The organism is Pseudonocardia oroxyli (genome assembly GCF_900102195.1).
Lineage (GTDB): Bacteria > Actinomycetota > Actinomycetes > Mycobacteriales > Pseudonocardiaceae > Pseudonocardia > Pseudonocardia oroxyli.
Genome location: NZ_FNBE01000011.1, coordinates 25,566 through 46,945, shown reverse-complemented (window position 1 = coordinate 46,945; position 21,380 = coordinate 25,566). Strand labels below are relative to the sequence as shown.

20 protein-coding genes and 1 pseudogene are annotated in these 21,380 nt (G+C 69.8%); 14 read left to right on the top strand and 7 right to left on the bottom strand.

Translation table 11 applies throughout. The annotated features are described in order from the left end of the window. Positions 1 to 38 precede the first annotated feature (38 nt). Positions 39 to 2,927, bottom strand: a complete 2,889-nt coding sequence (locus BLS43_RS17195; protein WP_093085839.1) for an ABC transporter permease subunit — start codon at positions 2,925 to 2,927, stop codon at positions 39 to 41. Positions 2,928 to 3,206: 279 nt separating this feature from the next. Here BLS43_RS17195 and BLS43_RS17190 point away from each other — a divergent pair, with 279 nt between their 5' ends. The 6 genes from BLS43_RS17190 (at position 3,207) to BLS43_RS17165 (ending at position 8,835) form a co-directional block, all read left to right on the top strand. Continuing rightward, positions 3,207 to 3,605, top strand: coding sequence for a Zn-ribbon domain-containing OB-fold protein (locus BLS43_RS17190; RefSeq protein ID WP_093085836.1), 399 nt, complete (start codon positions 3,207 to 3,209; stop codon positions 3,603 to 3,605). A 1-nt stretch (position 3,606) separates the two neighbouring features. After that, positions 3,607 to 4,824, top strand: coding sequence for a thiolase family protein (locus BLS43_RS17185; protein WP_093085833.1), 1,218 nt, complete (start codon positions 3,607 to 3,609; stop codon positions 4,822 to 4,824). A gap of 132 nt (positions 4,825 to 4,956) precedes the next feature. Then, positions 4,957 to 6,009, top strand: coding sequence for an LLM class flavin-dependent oxidoreductase (locus tag BLS43_RS17180; RefSeq protein ID WP_218129875.1), 1,053 nt, complete (start codon positions 4,957 to 4,959; stop codon positions 6,007 to 6,009). Then, the gene (locus BLS43_RS17175) at positions 6,006 to 6,902 is read left to right on the top strand and encodes an SDR family NAD(P)-dependent oxidoreductase (protein ID WP_093085831.1); all 897 of its coding nucleotides are present in this window, start codon (positions 6,006 to 6,008) and stop codon (positions 6,900 to 6,902) included. Before BLS43_RS17180 ends, BLS43_RS17175 begins: the two co-directional genes overlap by 4 nt. Then, positions 6,899 to 8,071 (top strand): CaiB/BaiF CoA transferase family protein, encoded by a 1,173-nt coding sequence (locus tag BLS43_RS17170; protein ID WP_218129874.1) that lies wholly within the window; start codon positions 6,899 to 6,901, stop codon positions 8,069 to 8,071. Before BLS43_RS17175 ends, BLS43_RS17170 begins: the two co-directional genes overlap by 4 nt. Continuing rightward, positions 8,068 to 8,835, top strand: a complete 768-nt coding sequence (locus tag BLS43_RS17165; protein WP_093085828.1) for an enoyl-CoA hydratase/isomerase family protein — start codon at positions 8,068 to 8,070, stop codon at positions 8,833 to 8,835. Before BLS43_RS17170 ends, BLS43_RS17165 begins: the two co-directional genes overlap by 4 nt. 102 nt (positions 8,836 to 8,937) lie before the next feature. Here BLS43_RS17165 and BLS43_RS17160 read toward each other — a convergent pair whose 3' ends face one another. Next, positions 8,938 to 9,723: an SDR family oxidoreductase gene (locus BLS43_RS17160; RefSeq protein WP_093085825.1), complete on the bottom strand. Its 786-nt coding sequence runs from the start codon at positions 9,721 to 9,723 to the stop codon at positions 8,938 to 8,940. Positions 9,724 to 9,739: 16 nt separating this feature from the next. On the opposite strand from BLS43_RS17160, the gene BLS43_RS17155 reads away from it, so the two are divergent. Beyond that, on the top strand, positions 9,740 to 11,038 hold the full coding sequence (locus tag BLS43_RS17155) for a cytochrome P450 (RefSeq protein WP_093085821.1): 1,299 nt from the start codon (positions 9,740 to 9,742) through the stop codon (positions 11,036 to 11,038). 73 nt (positions 11,039 to 11,111) lie between these two features. Here BLS43_RS17155 and BLS43_RS17150 read toward each other — a convergent pair whose 3' ends face one another. From BLS43_RS17150 to BLS43_RS17135, 4 genes are read right to left on the bottom strand one after another with little or no spacing between them, the layout of a single operon-like run. Further along, positions 11,112 to 11,972 carry an SDR family oxidoreductase gene (locus BLS43_RS17150; protein WP_093086270.1) on the bottom strand — a complete coding sequence of 287 codons (861 nt, stop codon included), beginning with the start codon at positions 11,970 to 11,972 and terminating at the stop codon, positions 11,112 to 11,114. Next, positions 11,969 to 12,535, bottom strand: a complete 567-nt coding sequence (locus BLS43_RS17145; RefSeq protein WP_093085817.1) for a nuclear transport factor 2 family protein — start codon at positions 12,533 to 12,535, stop codon at positions 11,969 to 11,971. The genes BLS43_RS17150 and BLS43_RS17145 overlap by 4 nt, the downstream gene beginning before the upstream one ends. Before the next feature lie 10 nt (positions 12,536 to 12,545). Further along, positions 12,546 to 12,803, bottom strand: coding sequence for a NifU family protein (locus BLS43_RS17140; RefSeq protein ID WP_093085814.1), 258 nt, complete (start codon positions 12,801 to 12,803; stop codon positions 12,546 to 12,548). Beyond that, entirely contained in the window at positions 12,800 to 13,855 is a 1,056-nt protein-coding gene (locus BLS43_RS17135; RefSeq protein WP_143030088.1) for a hypothetical protein, read from the bottom strand. Before BLS43_RS17135 ends, BLS43_RS17140 begins: the two co-directional genes overlap by 4 nt. A 358-nt stretch (positions 13,856 to 14,213) precedes the next feature. Here BLS43_RS17135 and BLS43_RS17130 point away from each other — a divergent pair, with 358 nt between their 5' ends. The 7 genes from BLS43_RS17130 to BLS43_RS17100 all read left to right on the top strand — a co-directional run bounded on the left by BLS43_RS17130 (position 14,214) and on the right by BLS43_RS17100 (position 20,706). Continuing rightward, positions 14,214 to 14,765: a VOC family protein gene (locus BLS43_RS17130; RefSeq protein ID WP_093085811.1), complete on the top strand. Its 552-nt coding sequence runs from the start codon at positions 14,214 to 14,216 to the stop codon at positions 14,763 to 14,765. Continuing rightward, entirely contained in the window at positions 14,762 to 15,784 is a 1,023-nt protein-coding gene (locus tag BLS43_RS17125; RefSeq protein WP_093085808.1) for a D-2-hydroxyacid dehydrogenase, read from the top strand. Before BLS43_RS17130 ends, BLS43_RS17125 begins: the two co-directional genes overlap by 4 nt. Continuing rightward, on the top strand, positions 15,781 to 16,803 hold the full coding sequence (locus BLS43_RS17120) for a hypothetical protein (protein ID WP_093085804.1): 1,023 nt from the start codon (positions 15,781 to 15,783) through the stop codon (positions 16,801 to 16,803). Before BLS43_RS17125 ends, BLS43_RS17120 begins: the two co-directional genes overlap by 4 nt. Further along, positions 16,800 to 17,132 (top strand): hypothetical protein, encoded by a 333-nt coding sequence (locus BLS43_RS17115; RefSeq protein ID WP_093085801.1) that lies wholly within the window; start codon positions 16,800 to 16,802, stop codon positions 17,130 to 17,132. Before BLS43_RS17120 ends, BLS43_RS17115 begins: the two co-directional genes overlap by 4 nt. 12 nt (positions 17,133 to 17,144) lie before the next feature. Next, a complete protein-coding gene (locus tag BLS43_RS17110) occupies positions 17,145 to 17,396 on the top strand; it encodes a UGSC family (seleno)protein (protein ID WP_093085798.1) in 252 nt (83 codons plus the stop codon). 49 nt (positions 17,397 to 17,445) lie between these two features. After that, positions 17,446 to 18,858: a phosphotransferase gene (locus tag BLS43_RS17105; RefSeq protein ID WP_176921382.1), complete on the top strand. Its 1,413-nt coding sequence runs from the start codon at positions 17,446 to 17,448 to the stop codon at positions 18,856 to 18,858. Positions 18,859 to 19,149: 291 nt separating this feature from the next. Beyond that, positions 19,150 to 20,706 (top strand): ABC transporter substrate-binding protein, encoded by a 1,557-nt coding sequence (locus BLS43_RS17100; RefSeq protein ID WP_176921381.1) that lies wholly within the window; start codon positions 19,150 to 19,152, stop codon positions 20,704 to 20,706. Between the two features lie 4 nt (positions 20,707 to 20,710). Here BLS43_RS17100 and BLS43_RS31180 read toward each other — a convergent pair. Next, positions 20,711 to 21,254, bottom strand: a pseudogene (locus BLS43_RS31180) (transposase); the annotation flags it as partial. Positions 21,255 to 21,380 lie beyond the last annotated feature (126 nt).

Sequence of the window (21,380 nt, the reverse complement as noted above, 5' to 3'; positions counted from 1 at the left end):
CCAGGACGGGGTACGGAAGGGCGGGGTTCGGCGGACGGTCACGGCTGCACCTCCGCGGTGAGACGGCCGGTGGTGTCGCCCGGGCCTCCGGGGTGTGGTCCGACCTCCTCGGCGCCACCGAGGTACACCGACGCCAACCGGGCGGCATCGGTGTCGGCGGCAGGCCCCTGCCACAGGATGTGGCCGAGCGACATGACGGCTGCCCAGTCGGCGATGGGGAGGACACCGGAGGTCTTCTCCTCCACGAGCAGGATCGCGACTCCCGCCTGGCGCAGCTCGGCGAAGATCTCCACCAGCTGCTCGATGATCTTCGGGGCGAGACCGAGGGTGGGCTCGTCCGCCACCAGCACCTTGGGCGGCTTCGCGACGAAGGGCACGAGGGTCAGCATCTGCTGCTCGCCGCCCGACAGGCTGCCTGCGGCGATCCCGCGCCGCTTGGCAAGGGTCGGGAACCGCTCGAGGGCGGCCTCGCGGTCGGCGCGGTCCGGCAGCGCGACGGCGAGGTTCTCCTCCACCGTCAGGCCGTTGAAGATGCCGCGGGCCTCGGGGGCCACGGCGATGCCGGAGCGGAACCGGGACCGGGCGGGCAGGACGGCGAGGTCGCTGGAGGCGAAGGTCAGCGACCCCGCTGTCGGGGTGACCAGACCTGCGATGGTGGACACCAGTGTCGACTTGCCGCTGCCGTTCGCCCCGAACAGGCCCACGATCTCCCCGGGGACGAGGGCCAGGTCGATGCCGTGCAGCACCTCGACCGGACCATAGCCCGCGACCACCCCGTCGAGGCGGAGCGCGGCCTGCTCGGCGCGCCTGCGGCTGATGTCGTCAGCGGCCTCGGACCGCTGGACGGCACCACTCTCCACGAGCGACCGCGCCCGCAGCTCGACATCGTGCTCGATTTCCGCCTGCTCTGCAGCCACTGCACCGGCGAGCGCCTGCTCGTCGGCGGACGCCGCGGCGCGCTCCTGCTTGGCCAGCCGCTTCTTGTACCGCTTCTCCGCCATGTCGGCCAAGATCCCGTCGGGGCTGCGGGCCAGGGTCACCGCACCCATGCCGAAGAGGATGAGCGGGATCTCGACCGACGTCGTGCCGTCCCAGCCGAACGAGCCGATGTGGATGCCCCCCCGCAGGATCTCGGGGAAGATCGCCGACACCACACCCGCGACGACCGCCGCACCGGGCCGTCGCACGCCGAAGAGCACCACCGTCGCGAGCCAGAGCAGCCCGTCCGCGGTCACCTTCGAGGTGCCCGTCACGTTACCCTGCAGCGACGCCAGCATGACCCCGCCGATCGCGGCGATCACCGCCGACGTCGCGAAGACGGCGAGCTTGGCGGTCACGGGGGAGATGCTCGACGTCGCTGCCGCCGTGGACGACGACCGCACGGCGGTGATGCGCCTGCCGGTCGCGGACCGCTGCAGGTTGCGGATCACGGCGATGATGATCACGACGACGACCAGCAGGAACACCGCCATCGTGCGGCGGTTGGCGAGGTCCAGTCCGAAGATCACGGGGGCGCGGACCGGCCAGCCGTTGGGTCCGTTGGTGAACCACCGCCAGCCGAACAACACGTTGTCGACCACGAAGCCCAGCGCCAGGGTCGCGAGGGCGAGGTAGAGCCCGCCCAGCCGGAGTGCGGGCAGGGCCACCAGGATGCCCAGGACCACCGTCACCGCGATGGCCACCAGCATCGCCGGGAGGAAGGACCAGCCGAAGTTGGTCAGCAGGAGCCCGGTCACCAGCCCGGCGGTGTTGACGAAGGCGGCCTGGGCGAGGTTGACCATGCCGCCGATGCCCGTGGTCACCACGAACGACAGGAAGATGATCGACATGGCGAGACCGGACGCGAAGATGCCCAGCCAGAAGTCGTTCGCCAGGAAGAACAGGAACACGAGGAGCACCACCGTGGCAACGGCCCATGGCAGGCGACGCCGCCAGGGCGGGAGGTGCTCGAGGTAGTCGAGCGGCCGGACATCGTCGTTGACCGAGCCCGCCTGCCGGCGCCGGTCGCGACCGAGGATCACGACGCCCAACAGGAGCAGGATGAAGGGAACGGCCGTGCCGAACCCGGTGATGTCCTCGGCGAAGGTGGAGTACGCCGCGGCCAGGTTCTGCACGACGCCGAGCAGCAGACCGCCGACGAACGCCATCGGGATGGACTTGAGCCCGCCCAGCGCCGCCGCGGCGGCGGCGATGAACATCAGGGTGAGGAACGGAGACGACTGCAGGGTGCCGATGACCGGGGCGGCGATGACCCCGACCAGAGCCGCGAGAACGGACCCGACGATCCAGGAGATCCGCGAGGTCCGCACCACGTGCACCCCGCGAATGGTGGCGAGCTCCTCGCGGTCCACCACCGCGCGCATCTCCAGCCCGACCCTCGTGCGGCGCACCATGATCCAGAGCAGTACGGCTGCCAGTGCCGCGGCACCGAAGACGATGGCCTGGTCCGAGGTGATGGTGAGCCCGTCGAACAGTGCGATGCTCTCCGCGGGGACGGGCCCGATGCCCGGTGGGAAGCCGACCTGGGCGACGTCGGTGCTCGTGGGTAGCTCGGTGAGCCCGAAGATGCTGATGACGAGGTCGGAGAGGAACCTGACCAACGCGGGCAGCGCGATGAGCAGACCCACCGTCGCCATGATCTTCGCGGAGTCCGGGGTCCCGGCGAGTGGGCGGAAGACGGCCGCGTCCAGGGCGAGCCCCAGCAGCGGAGCCACCACGAACAGGACGAAGGCCCCGGCCAGCAAGGGGTTCCACCCCAGGCCCGCGACGAGGAGGTAGAAGAGGTAGCCGATGACGTAGGCGATCGCGCCGTAGGAGAAGTTGAAGATCCCCGTTGCGGCGTAGGTGAGGGTCAGCCCGGAAGCGATGAGTGAGTACAACGCCCCGCTCACCAGCCCGCTGAGCAGCAGGCTGAGGAACTGGTCCATGGGGTTCTCCGACGGGTAGTCGACGATGGGAAGGGTCGACGAAGGTGGCGTAGGTCGCCGCTGGGGACCCGGCGGGTCCGGTCCTGTGCCATGTCGACCACGGTGTCTGTAAGAGGCGTCACAGGCGCGGCGGCCAGCCTAAAGCTGATAACATTCGATAGCAAGAGGCTGTGGACGCCCGGCCGGTCGCGGCCCCGCCAGTGGCCTCCGAACGGCGGACCCGGTGGGTGCGGCCGGCCCTCGTGCAGAGTCGCTCGCGGGGACGAACGGAGAGAATGCATGGCACAGCAGGTCCCACTCGTCGACTACCTGGTGCTCGACGAGCCCCCCCATCTGCTCGCCCACGAGTGCACGCAGTGCCGGGCGCGCTACTTCGATCACCGCAACGCCTGCGCCCGCTGCTTCGGGGCGGAGTTCCGCGACGTCGCCGTCGTGGGGGAGGGCGAGGTCCGGTCGTTCACCATCGTGTCCTTCGCCGCCCCCGGCGTCGCCGTGCCCTTCGTGGCCGCGGTCGTCGACTGCGACGGCACCTCGGTCAAGGGCAACATCATCAACACCCCGTCCGACCCCGACCACGTCCGGCTCGGCATGAAGGTCCGCCTCGCCACGTACGTGGTCGGGACGGACTCCTCCGGTACCGAGGCCGTCGGCTTCGGCTTCGAACCTGCGCAGGTGTGACGTGACAGACGACGTGTGGATCCTCGGCATCACGATGACGAAGTTCGGGAAGTACCCGGACCGCGACATCGTCGACCTCGCCGCCGAAGCGGCCCGTGGGGCCATCGCCGATGCCGGCATCGGTATGTCCGACATCGGGGTGCTGGCAGCGGGCAACTACATGGGCGGCGACGGGCTGCTCGGGCCCGGCCGCCTCGGCCAGGCCCTCCAGAAGCAGATCGGCCAGACGGGTGTTCCCGTCTACAACGTGATGAACGCCTGCGCGACGGGTGCGACGGCGCTGCGGACCGTCCTCATGGCCATCAAGGCGGGGGAGACCGACATCGGGCTGGCGGTGGGGGCCGAAAAGCTGTCCGGCGCCGGGCTGCTCGGCAGCGGCGGCGCGGGGAAGGCCGACGGCGCCGAGTTCACCCCGTCCGGACGGGTGGGTCAGGTCGCCCCGCTCGACGGCCGGATCGGCACCGAGACGATGCCGGGTGTGTTCGCCCAGGTCGGCATGGAGTACACCCACCGGTATGGCAAGGGTGGCTTCGAACTCTTCGCCCGCATCAGCGAGAAGAACCACGCCCACTCGACGCTCAACCCGCTGGCGGCCTACACCAAGCGGCTGACCCTCGACCAGATCATGAACGACGTCATGGTCGCCTACCCGAACACCCGTCCGATGTGTTCGGCGAACTGTGACGGGGCCTCCGCGGCGGTGCTCGTCTCCGGTGAGCGCCTCAAGCGCATGGACCCCGACCAGCGCAGGCGGGCGGTGAAGATCAGCGCTTCGGTCCTGACCAGCGACCCGTGGACTGAGGCGTGCCAGGTCCTCCCGGACATCAACACCCTGACCCGCAACGCGGCCGAGCAGGCCTACACCGCGGCCGGGGTGGCGCCCGAGGACCTGGACCTTGTCGAGCTGCACGACTGCTTCGCCACCGCGGAGCTCGTGCACTACGACAATCTCATGCTGTGCGAGCCGGGCGGGGCGGTCGATCTGTTCGAGTCCGGAGCGACCTGGCGAGACGGCAGGCTCCCGGTGAACGTCTCCGGCGGCCTGCAGTCGAAGGGGCACCCGATCGCCGCGACCGGGATCGCGAACGTCTGGGAGGTCTGCCATCACCTGCGCGGCGAGGCGGGGGACCGACAGATCGACGGGGCCCGAGTCGGGTTGGCCCACGTGATCGGGCTCGGCTCCGCCTGTGGCGTCCACATCCTGGAGCGCGCCGCCTGAGCGGTGGCTCGCAGGGCGGACTCGCCTCGCGAGCCACCGGCCCACGGTGGTTGACCGCCGTCGCGCGTCCTACTAGATTTCTGATCACATTAGGCGGGACGAGGGCGTCGGCGCTGCAAGAACGGAGTCGTGGTGGCTGTTCTGAAGCTCCGGTACGACCTGCGCATGGACGGTGATGATCCGTCGGCTCGCGCGGACCTCTACGAGGCGGCGCTCGACCAGATCGAGTGGGCGGACCGGACCGGCTTCGACTCGGTCATGTTCCACGAGCACCACGGTGCAGCGGACGGCTATCTCCCTTCACCGATCGTCCTGGCCGCGGCCGCCGCCGCGCGGACGTCGCGGATCGGCATCATCGTCGGGGCGCTGCTCGTCCCCCTGCATGATCCGCTGCGGCTGGCCGAGGACCTGGCCGTCGTGGACGTCCTGAGTCGCGGGCGGCTCGTCGTCACGCCCGGGGTCGGGTACGCGCCCGACGAGTTCACGATGTTCGGGCGGGCGAAGTCGCGGCGGGGCAAGGCCCTCGACGAGGGCCTCGCGGTGCTCAAACACGCCTGGTCCGGAGAGCCGTTCGAGTACGAGGGCCGGCAGGTCCGGGTGACGCCGCGGCCTCACCAGCGCCCGCGGCCCCCGCTCGTGGTGGGCGGTGGGTCGAGGCCTGCGGCGCGGCGGGCCGCACGGGCCGGGGACGGGTTCGCCCCGCACCTACCCGAGGCGTGGGCCGACTACCGGGAGGAGCTCGCTGTCCTCGGTCTGCCCGATCCCGGCCCGATGCCCCGATCCGGTCCCCGGTTCCTGCACGTCGCCACCGACCCGGAGCGGGCCTGGCACGAGCTGGCGCCGTTCCTGCTGCACGAGATGAACTCCTATGCGCAGTTCGCCGCAGGGGCGCAGGAGTACACCGGCTACGTCTCCACCGAGGACCTCGACGCGCTGCAGGCCTCCCCGCACTACCGGGTCGTCACCCCTCAGGAGTGCGTCGCGCTGGCCGAGGAGCTCGGCCCGGGTGGTGCGCTTTGCTTCCGGCCCCTGGCGGGCGGGATGCCGCCGCAGCTGGGCTGGTCGAGCCTGCGCCTCTTCGAAGCCGAAGTCCTCCCGCACCTCACAGTTCAGCGGGATCCGGCGGTCCGCGTTCGTGACGCCGCGAACGAGCACCGAACTCCTCGAGAGGAAGTACCCCAGTGACGCAGCTGCGCTTCGATGACCGGGTGGCGGTGGTGACCGGCGCCGGACACGGCCTGGGCCGCGCCTACGCCCTGCTCCTCGCTTCACGCGGGGCCAAGATCGTGGTGAACGACCTCGGGGGCCCGCCCGACGGCTCGGCAGGCTCCTCGCTCGCCCCCGCGGACGAGGTGGTGCGCGAGATCACGCAGGCCGGTGGGCAGGCGGTCGCGAGCGGGCACGACGTCTCCGACGACCGGTCGGCCCACGAGATCGTGCAGCTCGCCGTCGACCATTTCGGCGCTGTCGACATCGTCATCAACAACGCCGGCACCAACCCGACCGCCCCGTTCGTCGACACCCCGCGCTCGGTGTTCGAGAAGGTCCTCGCCGTCCATCTGCTGGGGTCCTGGTCGGTCACCCAGGCGGCGTGGCCGCATCTCGTCGCGGGCGGCCGGGGCCGGGTGGTCAACACCTGTTCCGCGGCGATGTTTCAGGGCCACGGTCTGCGGGCGACCTACTCCGCGGCGAAGGGCGCCCTGTACGGCCTGACCAGGGACCTGGCAGTCGAGGGCAGCACCCACGGTATGAAGGTGAACGCGTTGTGCCCCGGAGCGCTGACCCGGATGGTGCAGAGCAGCTCGCAGCACACCCGGGACCGGATGGCGGCCTGGAAGCCCGAGGCCGTGGCGAACCCAGTCGCGGTCCTGGCCCACGACAGCTGCCCCGTCAACGGCGAGACGATCGAGGCGCGCGGCGGTGAGGTGCGGCGGGTCTACATGGCGCACACCCCCGGAATCGAGGTCGCCGCGGAGGCGCTGACCCCGGAGCTGGTGTCCGAGCGCTTCGACGAGATCGTCGCGGCGGGTGAGAAGGACGTCGTCGAAGAGCTGCTCGACATGCGGCAGCACACGTGAGCGCCACGCGTTCCGGGCCGCTGACCGGGGTGCGGGTGCTGGAGATGGCCGCGCTCGGGCCCGTTCCCTTCGCAGCCATGATGCTGGCGGACCTGGGAGCAGACGTCGTCCTCGTCGACCGCACCCGGGACGCCCGGGCGAGTGACGACCCCGCCCTCGACGTCACCAAGCGCGGACGGCGCTCGATCGGCCTGGACCTGAAGGACCCGCGCGGGCGGGAGGTGCTCCTCGACCTCGTCCGGAGCGCGGACGTCCTCCTCGAGGGCAACCGGCCCGGGGTGATGGAACGGCTCGGACTGGGCCCGGACGAGTGCCTCGCGGCCCGCCCGCAGCTGGTCTACGGCCGTGCGACCGGATGGGGTCAGGAAGGCCCTTGGGCCCAGGACGCCGCGCACGACATCAACTTCATGGCCGTGTCCGGCGTCCTGCACGCGATCGGCCGTCCGGGGGAGCGGCCGGTCCCGCCACTGAACATGTTGGGGGACTACGGCGGCGGGGGCATGCTGCTCGCCTTCGGAGTCGTGAGTGCGGTCCTCGAGGCGCGGACGAGCGGTCGCGGCCAGGTGGTGGACGCCGCGATCCTCGACGGCCTCGCGGCGATGAGCGCGCTGGAGCTCGCGATGCAGGCCCGGGGCCTGCAGTCGGAGGAGCGGGGCGCGAACCTGCTGGACACCGGGGCGCCGTTCTACGACGTGTACGAGTGCGCCGACGGGCGGTACCTCTCGGTCGGGGCCATCGAACCGAAGTTCTACGCGCGCCTGTGCGAGCTGACCGGCTTCGAGCAGGACCTGCCCGCCGAGGAGGTCCGCCCACAGCTGGACAAGACGAGCTGGCCGGACCGCAAGCGTGCGTGGGAGAAGCTGTTCGCGAGTAGGTCGCGCGCGGACTGGTGCGCGCTGTTGGAGCACGAGGACGCGTGCGTCGCACCCGTACTCTCCTGGCGCGAGGCGTTCGAGCACCCGCACAACGTGGCGCGGTCGACGTTCGTCTCACCCGGCGGCGTCCCCCAGGGGGCACCGGCCCCGCGGTTCAGCCGGACCCCCGGGGCCATCAGCAGGCCCGCCTGTGCACCGGGGGAACACACCACCGAGATCCTCGAGGAGCTCGGCAAGGATTCGGAATCCATCGCCGAGCTGCAGCGGCTCGGCATCGTCGGAGGAAGAGCATGATCCGGTCGTTCAGCGAGTACAGCAAGGCGTACCAGCACATCCGGATGGAGCGGACCGACGGGGTGCTGGAGGTGGCCCTGCACACCGACGGCGGCCCGTACATCCACAGTGGCCAGGGCCATCGTGAGCTGCCGGACGCCTTCTGGGAGATCGGGAGCGACCCGGACAACCGAGTCGTGATCCTGACCGGCAGCGGCGCCGACTTCTGCCCGCGGGGCGACTGGGGTTCCTTCGCGCCGATGACGGACCCCGAGAGCGCCTACCGCACCATCTACGAGGGCACGCGACTGCTGACCGCGCTGCTGGACATCGACGTGCCGGTGGTCGGGGCCGTGAACGGTGCCGCGCACGTGCACTCGGAACTGCTGATCATGTCCGACATCGTCGTCGCCGACACCCGGGCGAGCTTCCGGGACAACCACCTCGATCTCGGGGTCGTGCCCGGCGACGGCAACCACACCGCCTGGCTGAACGCGCTCGGCGAGAACCGCGGCCGGCACTTCCTGCTCACCTCCCGCACCCTCACCGCGCAGGAGGCGGCCGAGTTCGGGGTGGTCGCCGAGGTCGTCGCGCCCGATCGGCTGCTGCCGCGGGCGCGCGAGATCGCCGCCGAGCTCGCGACCCAGCCGCCGCTGACCCTGCGTTACTCCCGGATGGCGTTGACCCAGCGCCTCAAGCGCCTCTTCGCCGAGGGCGTCCCCTACGGCATGGCCGTCGAGGCCCTGAGCTCGGCCGGTCGGGTGCGGCCTGCGTCCGCGGGCTGAGCCCGAGGTCGTTGATCGCCTCGACGCGGTCAGTGACCGACCGTGCCACCTGCTCGTTCCGTCGAGCGGCGGCGACGTCACGTCATCCTCGGTGGGTGACCCTCACGCAGTCAGCCCACCGTCGATGTAGACCACTTGGCCGGTGATGCTCGGTGCCAGGTCCGACACGAGGAAGGCGATGGTGTGGGCAACCTCTTCGTCGTTGGTGTAGCGGCGGAGGGGGTGCGCCTGTCGCACCGGCTCCATGTACTCCTCGACGGTCACGCCCTCACTGCTCGCCCTCCGCCCGATCGCCTCCTCGAGCGCGGCTCCCCACTTCCAGCCGGGCGACAGGGTGTTGATCCGAATGCCCAAGGGCCCGAGTTCCCTCGCCAGGTAGTGCGTCGCCGACACCAGCCCCGCCTTGCTCATCCCGTACACCAACTGCGGGATACCGGCGACGGAATGCACAGCCGCGATCGAACCGATGAAGACCACTGACCCCCCGCCGCTCTCGTGCATCAGCGGGACGGCCGCCTTCGTCAGCTGCAAAGTCCCTTTCACGTTGGTCCGGGCCACCGTTTCCCAATCGTCGAGATCCCCGTCGAGCAGTCCGCCGACCGACGCGGAGTGGGCGGCGACGTGCACCATGGCGTCGAGCCGCCCGAACCGGGACCGGGCGAGGGCGACGAGCTGTTCGCACTGGTTCCGATCGGTGATGTCACAGGCTGCGTGGGCGCTGTTCACCGACTCAGGATCGAGCTCGGCCGCGGCGATCCTCGCATTGTCGGAAAACAGATCACCGAGGACGACCTTGCCGCCGTTCTCCAGTACCGTTGCCGCCGTGGACCGCCCGAGTCCAGGCCCCACTCCGGAGATGAGGACGACCTTGTCTCGAAGATTCAGCACGCGTAGAGTCTAAAGTATGGCCGACGAATGGGACAGTGACGTCCGCGGGCCGATATCGGATTTCGATCCGTTCTCGGACATGTACACCGCCGAGACCGCAATGGATACCAACCGCCGGCTGCGTCGTTGTCCGATCGGCCGATCGGTCGGCCATGGTGGGTTCTGGACCCTCGCCCGCCACGCCGACGTGCTCGAGGGCTTCCGCCTGGACGGGAGGGAGCTGTCCGCCCGGCACGAGACGCTCGATGACGGGACGGTTCTCGGCGGGGTCACCCTCCCTCCGACCAGCACCCATCTGGGCATGATCGAGCAGGACCCGCCGATCTACACCCCCCTCCGTCGGTCCCTCGCCCAGCACTTCACCCGAAAGGCGATGGCTGCGCGTCGTCCCCGGATCGATGCTCTCGCGAGCGCCCTGCTCGACCGCCGCATCGAGTCGGGGGAGGCCGAGATCCTGGACGACCTGATCCGGCCGCTCGCCGGGATCGCGACCCTCGAACTACTCGGCCTTCCGCTCGAAGGGCTCGCCAGGTTCGCGTACCCGGTCCATTCCGCGAGCCACGACCTCAGCAAGGCCGACGGGCTGCGACGAATATGGTCGAGCCTCAAGGCCGACATCGCGGACGTCATCGCGAGCCGGGCAGGGCAGGAGCCTCGTGACGACCTGATCGGTGCGGTGTCCCTCCTCGAGGTCCCGGACTGGCCGCCCTCGACTGATTTCGTCGTCGACACCGTCTTCATTCTTCTGCTGGGTGGCGTGGAGACCGTCACCGGCCTCTTCTCCGGGACTCTCCAGCACCTCGACGCGCACCCGGAGCATCGTGCTCGCCTCGCGGCCGATCCGGACCTGCTCGACTCATCGTTCCACGAGTATCTTCGGTTCATCACGCCGACCACGCAGAATGCCCGCACCGTGCTGGCGGATCTCGAGATCGGCGGCCAGGAGATGTCGCGGGGTGATCGGATCTATCTCAACCTCTACTCCGCAAACCATGACGAAGAGGTTTTCGAGCGCCCCGACGAGGTCATTCTCGACCGTTCTCCCAATCGACACATGGCGCTGGGGCACGGGCTCCACAGGTGTATCGGCGAGCATCTGGCCAAGGAGCTCTGGACGTCGATGATGGTGGAGGTCCTCACGAGGATCCCGGACTTCGCAGTGGTTCCGGGCGAGGCGGTCCCCATCGTCGAGCGGGGATTGAACAACGGGTTCGTGTCGATGCCTGTCACCTTCACCCCGGGTGCACCGCGCCACCTCGACGACACCGCAGCGGACGACGTGAGCCGCGCTCTCCTGTCTCTCCGGGACATGTGAAGGTGGATGTCCGGCGTCGGTCGAGGGGGGTCTCCTCCCAACCCTCGTCTCGACCGCGAGGCGCGGCCGCGGGTCAGCGGCCGTAGCCGAACCGCTCCACCGCGCCGTCGAGGTAGGCCTGGGGATCGGCTCCCCGGCGGGCGAACTCGGCGTAGGCCTCCGGCACCGAGCAGATCAGGAACCGGTCCTCGGCGAGCCCGGCGAGGATGGTGGCCGCCATGTCGTCCGGATCGACGACCGGCAGGGCGGGTACGCCCATCCTCCGCTCGGGCCCGAAGTGGGGCATTCGGCTGGGCATCGACGTGCGCACCCCTGCCGGGCACACGCAGTGCACCCCGATCCCCTGCGGGCGCAGGTAAAGTGCCAGCCCCTCCGTCATCGCGATCACGGCCGCCTTCGTCGCGGCGTAGGGGAGGCGGTCGTAGGCGTAGGGGAACATGCCGGACGTCGAGGCGGTGTTCACGAGCTGGCCGTGGCCCTGGCGCGTCAGCACGGGAAGGAAGATCTCGTTGCTGCGCACTATGCCCAGCAGGTTCACGTCGATGATCCGCCGCCACTCGGCGAGCGGGAGATCCTCGGGTAGCCCGGTCGAAGCCAGGCCCGCGTTGTTCATGACCCGGTCGACCCGCCCCCAGGTGTCGAGGCAGAAGTCCCGCACTGCGGCGTAGTCCTCTGTCGAGGTCACGTCCACCCGCCGGGCCCAGGCCTGGTGCCCCGAGTCCTCGATCGACCGGGTGGTCTCCTCGGCGGCGGGAAGGTCGACATCGGATGCCACGACGTGGGCGCCCGCCAGCGCCAGCGCCAGCGCCGTGGCCCGGCCGATCCCGTTCCCGGCGCCGGTGACGACCGTGACGGACTCCTGGAAGAAGCCTCCGTACGGCGCAGTGGGTGCGGCACCGACGCTGTCGGCGGCCGGTGCCCCGCTCGCCGTCACGACCGGTCCCCGGGGCCACGCCGGCGGAACCACGCGACGCTGATGTCGTCGGCCGAACGCCGGCCGACCTCGTACCGCCCGGGCTCGCCGTCCCACGGCGGCTGACTCGCCTGCTCGCTGCGCATCGAGTCCCACACGAGCTGCCGGGCGGCGATCCGCCAGGTCCCGGCCCGACGCTCGAGGCGGTCGAGGTAGCGGCCCGCGACGAACTCGTCGACGTAGCCGTCGCCGGTCCTGCGGCGGTGATAGGCGTCGAAGTACGACTCGGATACGGCGACGTCGCCCTCGATCTCGATCACGATGTTCGAGAGGCAGTGCCGGGTGCAGACGACTGCACCGAGCTCCAGGCTCCGGCCCAGCTGAGTGATGAAGCCGTCGACGTCACCGGAGTACACCCCGCTGTGCTCGTCGACGGCGTCCGGGTGGTACACCTCGCGCAGCGACACGAGGTCACCGCGGTCGACCGCCCGGCAGTAGCCGTACAGCAGGCGCTTGATCTCGGCTTCGGCCAGCAGATGGGCGAGCTGCTCGTCCGTTCCGGACGGGGTCGACGTCATCGTCATCGGGTTCTCCTCAGTGCGCCTTCGGGGTGTCGAACCCCTGTTTGACCAGGGTCACGCGGTCCACCGTCGGGTCGGCGCCGCGGATCGCGGACTCGACGATCTGCTGGAGCAGGTCGTCGGGCACGAGGCAGTCGTGGCAGGCGCCGGGCAGCGCCTGCAGACAGACCGTGACGTGCCCGGCCTCGACCGACGCCACGAACAGACCGAACCCGTCGGCCTCCAGCCCGGGCCGGATGTCGTCGAGTGCGGCGACTACGGCGGAACTCATGGCGTGACACCCTTCCTCGTGCCGGCGGGCTCCACAGACGGTGGGCCGTGCGGCGGCCGGGGTTCCCGGGATCGATCGGCGACCAGCAGACCGGTGCCGAAGGCGTACGACGCGCTCGCGGCCAGCACGACGGCCTGGTCGTCGTGCTCCTCGTCGAGGTAGCGGCGCAGCCCGACGAGGACGTCGGGGCCGCCGAGGTGGCCCGTCTCGTGGCCGGTGACGGTCGTCCGATCCTCGAGATCGAGCTCCGAGGAGATGGTGCCGACGACTCCCGGGCTGATCTGGTTGCACACCAGGTGGGTGGGTTCGGCCGGGAACCGCGCCCGCAGCGCGGCGTAGGCGGCGGCGTAACCCTCGCGGTAGGCGGCGATGACCTCGTCCCGCGAGCGGCCGACGACGCGGCGCCGGTGCGGGTCCACCCCGGCGGGAGCCACGGGCGCGCGCGTGCCGCCGTACTCGATCCGAACGTAGCCGTTGTACGCGCTGCGGCTGCGGAACTCCGCGCCGAGGAAACGCAGGCGGCCCGCAGCGCCTGCGTCGAGGGCGACCACCGCGGCGGCGGCGCCGTCCCCGTAGGACCACAGCGCACTCGACGCCGGGTCGCCGTGGTCGATCGTGTGCGACCACCGTTCGGCGGCGACGACCGCAGCGTGTCCGCCGCCGTGCAGGGCGAGCCAACCGTGCGCGAGGTCGAGCCCGGTGAGAGTCGCGAGACAGCCCGCCGACGTGTCGAGGCCGAGGCAGTGGTCGCTCGCCCCAGCGAGCCGCATGATCTCGGTGGACACCGACCACGAGGGTGGGTAGTCGCGAGACGCCCCACAGAAGAGGACGAGCCGGAGCTCGGCCGCCGACACGCGCGCGTCCGCCAGCGCCCGTTCGAGGGCGCGAACGCCCATGCTGCTCGGGTGATCGCCGGCCCCGCCGTGACAGGCCGAGATCCAGCCGCGGTAGCCGTCCACCGGTGCGCCCTGCGCGGTGGCGAGCGCACGGACGTCCACCGGCTCGGGGAGGTCCACGCCGACCCCGGCGATGTCCAGAGGAGACAGCCGCACTGCCGTCACCTCGTCCCCCGGTGGCCTGGGCCTACCGCAAATCTAATCAGATCCAGGTCCCTGCACAAGACGGCGTTCGACCGCCGCTGCGGCATCGGAGGTGATGGAGCCGGATGTGGTGAGGGCGCCGCAGGGGGCTTGAGCTGCAGGGTATGGCGAAGTCGGCGGGACGCATCGCGATCTCCGTCGCGCGGCCCGCATCTTTCGAAGATGCCGGACTTCTCTGTTTCGTCCTTGCGGACACCACGAACATGCTCATAAAATCGCGGCCTGTGACGGTCGGGCCGAGGGTCCGCCACCGCGTCGACGCCGACGCCCGTGCGGGCCGAATGGTGCGACTTGGACCGCTGGAGGGTCGATGGCGAGCGCGCGGGCTCTCCCGGGGGCCATCCGTCAGATCGCCTACGTCGTCCGCGACATGGACGCCGCGATCGAGGAGTGGCTCGGTCACGGTGTGGGTCCGTGGTTCGTCCTCAGGTCGTTCCGTCAACACGGCGCGACCTTCCGCGGCCGGTCGGCGGAGCCGCTCCTGTGCCTGGCGATGGCGAACTCCGGGCCCCTGCAGATCGAGCTCCTCGCCCAGCTCGACGACACGCCCAGCTCGTACCGCGAGTTCCTGGACTCCGGCCGGGAGGGCTTCCACCACGTCTCCTACTGGACGGACGACTTCGACTCCTCCCTGGCCCGGGCGGCGGAACAGCCCTGGCAGGTCGTGCAGCAAGGCATCAGTCGAAGTGTCTACCTCGACACCGGCGGGGCCACGAGCACCCTCGTCGAGATCGCGGAGCTCACCGAGCGTTACCGCCGGCTGACCGATACCGTCCGGGACGCCGCATCCGAGTGGGACGGTGTCAGCGACCCGGTCCGGGAGCTGTCGCCCCCTCCGCACGGGGTGGAGACGGCCGGGTGACGAATCTGACGCGGGCGCGGCGCCGCGTGGAGCTGGTCCACGTGTTCCACCCCAGTGTCGCACGGGCTCTCGACCGGTTCCCCGGCCTTCTCGGCGGCCGCCGCATCCGTGTCCTGCCGGACGAGCGAGCGTTCGCCGACGCCCTGCCGGAGATCGAGGTGCTGTTCGCCATCAACCCGCCGCGCGGTCGGTGGGGATCGGCGTCGCGGCTGCGGCTCGTCCAGCTGGGCTCGGTCGGGGTCGACCATCTTCTCCCGGCGCCCGGCCTCCCGGCCTCCGTCGTGATCGCGAACGCCGCCGGATCGACGAGCGGGCCGATGGCCGAGTACGTCGTCGGACAGCTCTTGTTCCTGGTCAAGCGGTTCGCCGCGGCCGGGGAGAACCAGCGCAGGCGCCGCTGGGCGATGCACGCGCCGGGGGTGCTGGCCGGGCGCCGAGTGACCGTACTCGGATACGGGCCGGTCGGTAGTCGGGTCTGTGCGCTGCTGGCCCCGTTCTCCGTGGAGCTCTCGGTCGTCGTCCGTCGTCCGCGCCCTGTCGAGGGGGCGCCCCGGGTGTACGGGACGGATGATCTTCTCGGCGTCCTCCGGGAGACCGACGACCTGGTGCTCGCGCTTCCAAGGACGCCGGCGACCCGCGGCATCATCGGGGCGGCCGAACTCGAGACGATGCCGAGGCACGGACACGTCGTCAATGTCGCCCGCGGTGGACTCGTCGACGAGGACGCGCTGGTGACCGCCCTGCGGGCGGGCGAGCTGGCCGGGGCGGCCCTCGACACCGTGGACGAGGAACCCCCCGGCGCCGACAGCCCGCTGTGGGACTGCCCCGACCTGTTCCTCGGCGGTCATTCCTCCTGGACGACGCCACGGCGGGACGAGGAGATCGTGCGCACCCTGGCGACGAACCTGGACCGCCTCGAGACCGGCCGGCCGTTGATCAATTCGGTGGACCGGGAACACGGCTATCCGGTGTCGCCGCTGCCGGCAGGCGTCGGCGCCTGCGAGGGAGGTGCCCGGTGAGCGGCGGGTCCTTGGTCGACGCGATCGAGCACTGCTTCGAAGTCGGGTGGTCCGACGGGCTGCCGGTCGTGCCGCCCTACCGGGTTCTCGTCGACCGCATGCTCGACGCGCTGCACTGGGACGGTGAGGAGGTACTGACCTCCATCGCTGGGCAGGACACCGAGGTCTGCGCCGAACAGGTCGCGGCCATGGCCGTCATGGCGGGCTGTCGTCCGGAGTACGGCCGGGTCCTGCGGCCGCTGACCGAGGCGGTCTTCGACGAGCGTCTGAATCTGGCGGGTGTCGAGGTGACCACCGGTGGTGTCGCGGTGCTTGTCGTCGTGAGCGGGCCGGTCGTCACCGAGGTCGGTTTCGCGTACGGCGGCAACTCGGTCGGCGGGGCCAACAGCAGGCCGAATGCCACGGTCGGACGGTTCGCCCAGATGCTGCGCTATTTCTGCGGGTCGCAGGGGGGTGCCATGCGCGCCAACGGGACCATGGGCCACCCGGGCCGGATCAGTTTCCTGATCGCGGAGCGTCCGGACACCCACTTCCCGCCCTTCCACGCCCAGTCGGGGCTCCCTGCGGAGGTCTCGGCCGTCTCCGTCTGCTCGGCGGAGGGCCCGAACAGCGTCAACAACCACTACTCCTTCGAAGCCGAAGGCATCCTCGACACGATCGCCGACTGCCTGGCCCATGCGGGATCGACCAGCTACTACTGGCACCACGGGTTGTACCTGGTCGTGCTCGGCCCGGACCATGCGGAGACCGTCTCCCGGCGGTTCTCGCGCGACCAGGTCCGGGAGTACCTCTTCGAGCACGCCCGCAGACCGACCGACGAGCTCGCCCGGCTGGGGCGCATCCCCGAGAACCCGCGAGCCGAGAGCAAGGTCGTCCGGGGCGCCATGCGCTCACCCGTGGACAACCCTGGCCTGTTGTACGTCGTCGAAGGAGGGGCTGCCGGGGGCCGGTTCTCCGCAGTCGTCCCGGGCTGGGTGGGCTCGCACGAGTTCATCAGCAGACGAATCGCCGACACATGATCGCCGACACCTCGATGGAGGATCCCATGGACCGCGCTGCCGACGACGGGTACGCCGAACTCGTGAGCCCGATGCCGCGCGCACGGTCGGGCCGGTACAGCATCAACGTCCGTCCGCAGCTGCGCGAGGTCGTCCTCGTCGACAACGACAAACCGAACTCGATCAACATCATCAGGGCGACCCAGGCCGAGCTCCGCCGGCGCGGGATCGCGGTGCGCGACGAGATCATCGTGCGGCCCGTCGGCAGGGACCCGATCGACAAGCAGCCCCAGCTGTTCGGTCAGCTGTCCCGCGAGCGGGCACTGGTGCTCGATGGTGTCAACGATTGAGGCAGCTGCTCGTTGAGCCGTGCGCTCGACTCGGCAATCCTCCAGCGCGCTGGAGTCTCCGCGTTCGTCGTCACCACCGAGCCGTTCCGTGCGGCCGTCGACCGCATCTTCGCGTTGCAGAAGAGCGACGTCCCCCTGCCGTTCGTCGTGCTCGACCATCCGGTGCAGAACATCCCGCCGGAACTCGTCGAGCAGCGGGCGGTCCAGCTGGCCGACTGGGCCGAACGCCTTCTCAACGGAGATGTCGGACCGGAGGCCCCATGATCTGAGACCGGCGGCGGCCGGCATCCCCACCGAGCGGAAAGAGGAGTTCGTGAAGCAGCACGCACCACCGGCAACCGAGCCGGAGCAGAGTCTGGTGCCGCAGGTCGAGTCCATGGTCGGCGGGCGGGTCACGTCCATCGAGCGTGAGGGGCGCTGGCGGGCTGCCTGGCGCGTCGACGTCGTCGATGTCGTCGACGCCGTGGAGGGGGGAGGTGTCAACGGCGGCGAACCGAGGCGGCTCTACCTGCGCGGCGAGCGTTCCGAGGGGAACGACCTGTCGCTCGAGACCGAGGCGGCGATCCACGCCCTGCTCGAGAAGCACGGGGTCCCCGTTCCGCACGTCTACGGGCTCACCGCGGGCCCGAAGGCGATGGTGATGGACCTCCTGACCGGCTCGGGACAGCTGACCGGGGTGTCGGACCCGGTGACGCAGCAGGCGCTGCTGGACGAGTACGTCGGCTATCTGGTGCAGGTCCACCGCATCCCGCTCGAGGAGGTCGCCGCCGCCGGCGTCGAGGTCCCGGCGAGTCCGGTCGAGGCACAGCTTGCGCTGTTCCGCAGGCGCGCGCGGAAGTTCCGCGCCCAACAGGCGCGCCCTGAGCCGTTGGTGGCGTTCGGGTCGCGCTGGGCCCTTCGCCACCAGCCGACGCATCGGGACCGGATGGGCCTTGCGATCAAGGACACCGGCCAGTTCCTCCAGCGCGGCGGCTCGATCACCGGGCTCTACGACCTCGAGCTCGCCCACGTCACGGACCCTCAGGCCGACCTCGCCGGGCTGCGTGTCCGCAACGCGTTCGAGCCGCTCGGTGATCTTGCGTGGATCTTCGACCGCTACGTGGAGGCCTCGGGCGATCCCATCGATCCGGCGGTGGTGAACTTCCATCAGGTGGTCGGCGGGCTCGCGGGTCGGCAGGCCATCACCCGGCTACGCACGGAGGAGCGCGCGGACTACGTCAACTGGCTGACGTGGGAGGTGGCGGGCGCTTTCTCCGTCCTCTCCGCGATTGCCGAAGAACTGGGAGAGGAACTCGATCCCGCCCCGCCCGATCTCGACGACACACCTGAACCGCTGAGTGGTTCGCTGGTTCGAGCGCTCGACGCCTGGGTGGGCCCGACCCGTCCGTACGACCGTGTGGTGACCGATGACCTGCTGAACCACATACAGCTGGTCCTCCGGCACGGCCCGAGCCTGGCCGCGAGCCATCTCGCCGACGTCGAGTCACTCGTCGGGTTCCAGCCCACGAGTGTGCACGAGGCCGACGCGGCTTTGGAGGATCTGGTGCGCGAGGCCGGGCCCGATACGGACAGACGGATCCTGCACCTGCTGCACCGAAGCGCAAAGCGTCAGCGTGCTCTCATTCCGTCGATGCTGCCGAATGGGCGTCCCCCGGGATCTGTCGGTCCTTTCGTCGACCGATTCCGGCTCGAAGCTGTTCGGTCGGTGATGGCGCGTATGGGCTAGCGAGTTCCTGTCCGGTGCGCGTATTGCGTGCACTGGTCGCGGCGCACTGGAGTCCTGTCCATCCGATTACGCCGTTCTCGTTCACGGCGAATCCTGCGGTGTGCCCGATAGGGCGACCCGGAGATCATGTCTGTCGTTCCTGCGCTCCGCATGTGCGATGGTGGTATCAAGCGATCGATGCTCTTGACAAGGCGACGGTCGTTCGGAGCCCATTCCGGCTCTCGACAGCGATCCGCCGACGCAACACGGTCGGCACCGAGGGCGTCGACTCTTACACGAAGAAGGATTCCCATGCTGGGTAAGTGGAGCACCAAGCTCGCATTGCTGCTGAGTGGGGCCCTGCTCGCAGCTGGTTGTGCGGCGGGGACCCAAGGTTCGAACGGGGGAGCGGCCAGTTCGTCGGAGCCGAGGTCCGGCGGGACGCTGACGCTCCTGAATCAGGCCGAGACCCAGGGCATCAACCCGACCAAGATGGGGGTCTCGCTGACCGCGACCCGAGGTGACGGGCTCGCCGGCTTCTCGATCTTCGGCGGTCTCGTTCTCCAGGATGCGGCCGGCAACCTCCAGATGTCCATGGCCGAGTCGTTGCAGACCGCCGACAACACGACCTGGACCTTGAAGCTGCGACCGGGACTCGTCTTCACTGACGGGACACCGTTCGACGCCGCGGCAGTCAAATCCAATTGGGAGCGGCATGGTGCCCAAGGCAGCACCAGCTTCGCGCTACCCGTGGTTCGAGCGATGTCGGCCCTGAACGTGGTGGACGACCGAACGCTCCAGATCGTCCTTGCCGCCCCGAATGGTCAGTGGCCACGGTCGCTCGCCACCTATCCCATCAATTTCATCGCGTCCCCCACCTCGCTCGAGGCCACGCCGGACGCCCCGTTGGGGGCCGGACCGTTCGTCCTCAAGGAATGGCTCCGTGACGACCACATGACACTGGTCAAGAATCCGAAGTACTTCGACGCTCCGCGCCCATACCTCGATGAGATCGTCATCCGCCCCATCCCGGACTCACAGCAGAAGTACAACGCGCTGGTCTCCGGACAGGGACAGATCATGCACGACTCGGTGGACTTTCAGCTGGCCTCCACGGCTGAGGCTGCCGGGTTCCAGGTGCTCAGGACCGCTGTCGGCGGAGCCCAGGGTTTCGTGTTCAACGAGAAACGCGCACCGTTCAACGACGTTCGCGTGCGCAAGGCGGTCCAACTGGGCGTCGACCTCAATCTCCTGAACGAGCTCGTGCAAGGTGGCAAGGCTGATCTCGCCACGACCATGGCCCCGGTCGGCACCACCTTTTACGACGCGTCCACACAGTATCCTCCGGCGAACCGCGCCGAGGCGCAGCGGTTGATCGACGAGGCAGTCGCGGCCAACGGTGGCCCTATCAAGTTCTCCATCCTGACCGTGACGCGCACGCGGTCGACCGCCGAGGGCGTCCAGACTCTGCTGAGTGAGCTGAAAGGGCTGGAAGTCTCGGTGAACGCCCAGGCCACGACCCAGGCGGCCGTCGTGGCGGGGGACTACGACATGGGGATCACCGGATTCTTCCTGGCGGACCCCGAGCCGGTGCTCTACGACGGGTTCAACAGCAAGAGTCCGCGAAACTTCATGGGCTACTCCAACCCCGAGGTGGACGCGGCCCTGGTCAAGGGCCGTTCGTCGGGTGACGAGGCCGAACGAAAGGCCGCGTACGCGACGGTCCAGCGCGCACTGGTCGCCGACATGCCCTTCCTGCCGCTCTGGCGGGTGCCGAGCGCGATGATGTACACGTCGAAGGTGCAGGGCGTCAAGACGATCGCCGACGGTTTGGTCCGCATCGACGAGGTGTGGTTGACCGAAGACTAGACCGGTGTCCTGAGTCCTTGATTCTCCGACAGCAGTTGGCGACGTTGGCCGAGGATCTCCTCTGTGGTCGTGGTCCAGACGTAGGGCTTGGGGTTGTCGATCCAGGCGCGGACGTCGGCGTTGAGCTCGGTCGCGGAACGGTGTGCGGAGCGCCGCAGCGTCTTGGGTCGGCTCGGCGAACCAGCGTTGTCCAGTGCCAGGTGCACGTCGAGTTCGGCTGGGACCGGCTGGTCCAGTGTGCGCAGGAACTTGCCGAACTCGACGGCACGGTGGCGTGGGTGCGGTGACCCTGATGACTTCGCCGGTGGCGATGTCGAGCGCGGCGCAGAGGCTCGAGGTGCCGTTGCGGACGTGGTCGTAGCCGGCGTGGGCGGGAGCCTTGGACAGTGTCCAGGGTCTCGGTCTTGTGCGGCGAGCCCGAACGCCCGCCACACCCGCGACACCGTCGACTGCGACAGCCCCAGGTGGGTGGCCATCGACCGGGTCGACCAGTGCGTGGCGTCGGCGGGCACGGTCTCCAAGGTCTGGGTGATCAGCTGCTGGATCCGGCCGAGCTGTGGCGGTGAGGGGCCCGCGTGGCAGGCGGCGTGGACGGCGCTGGGGCGCCGAGTCGCCAGGACGGTGACCTCGACAGCGATAGCGAGATTGCTTATCATATTCGAGAGCTGGTGGAG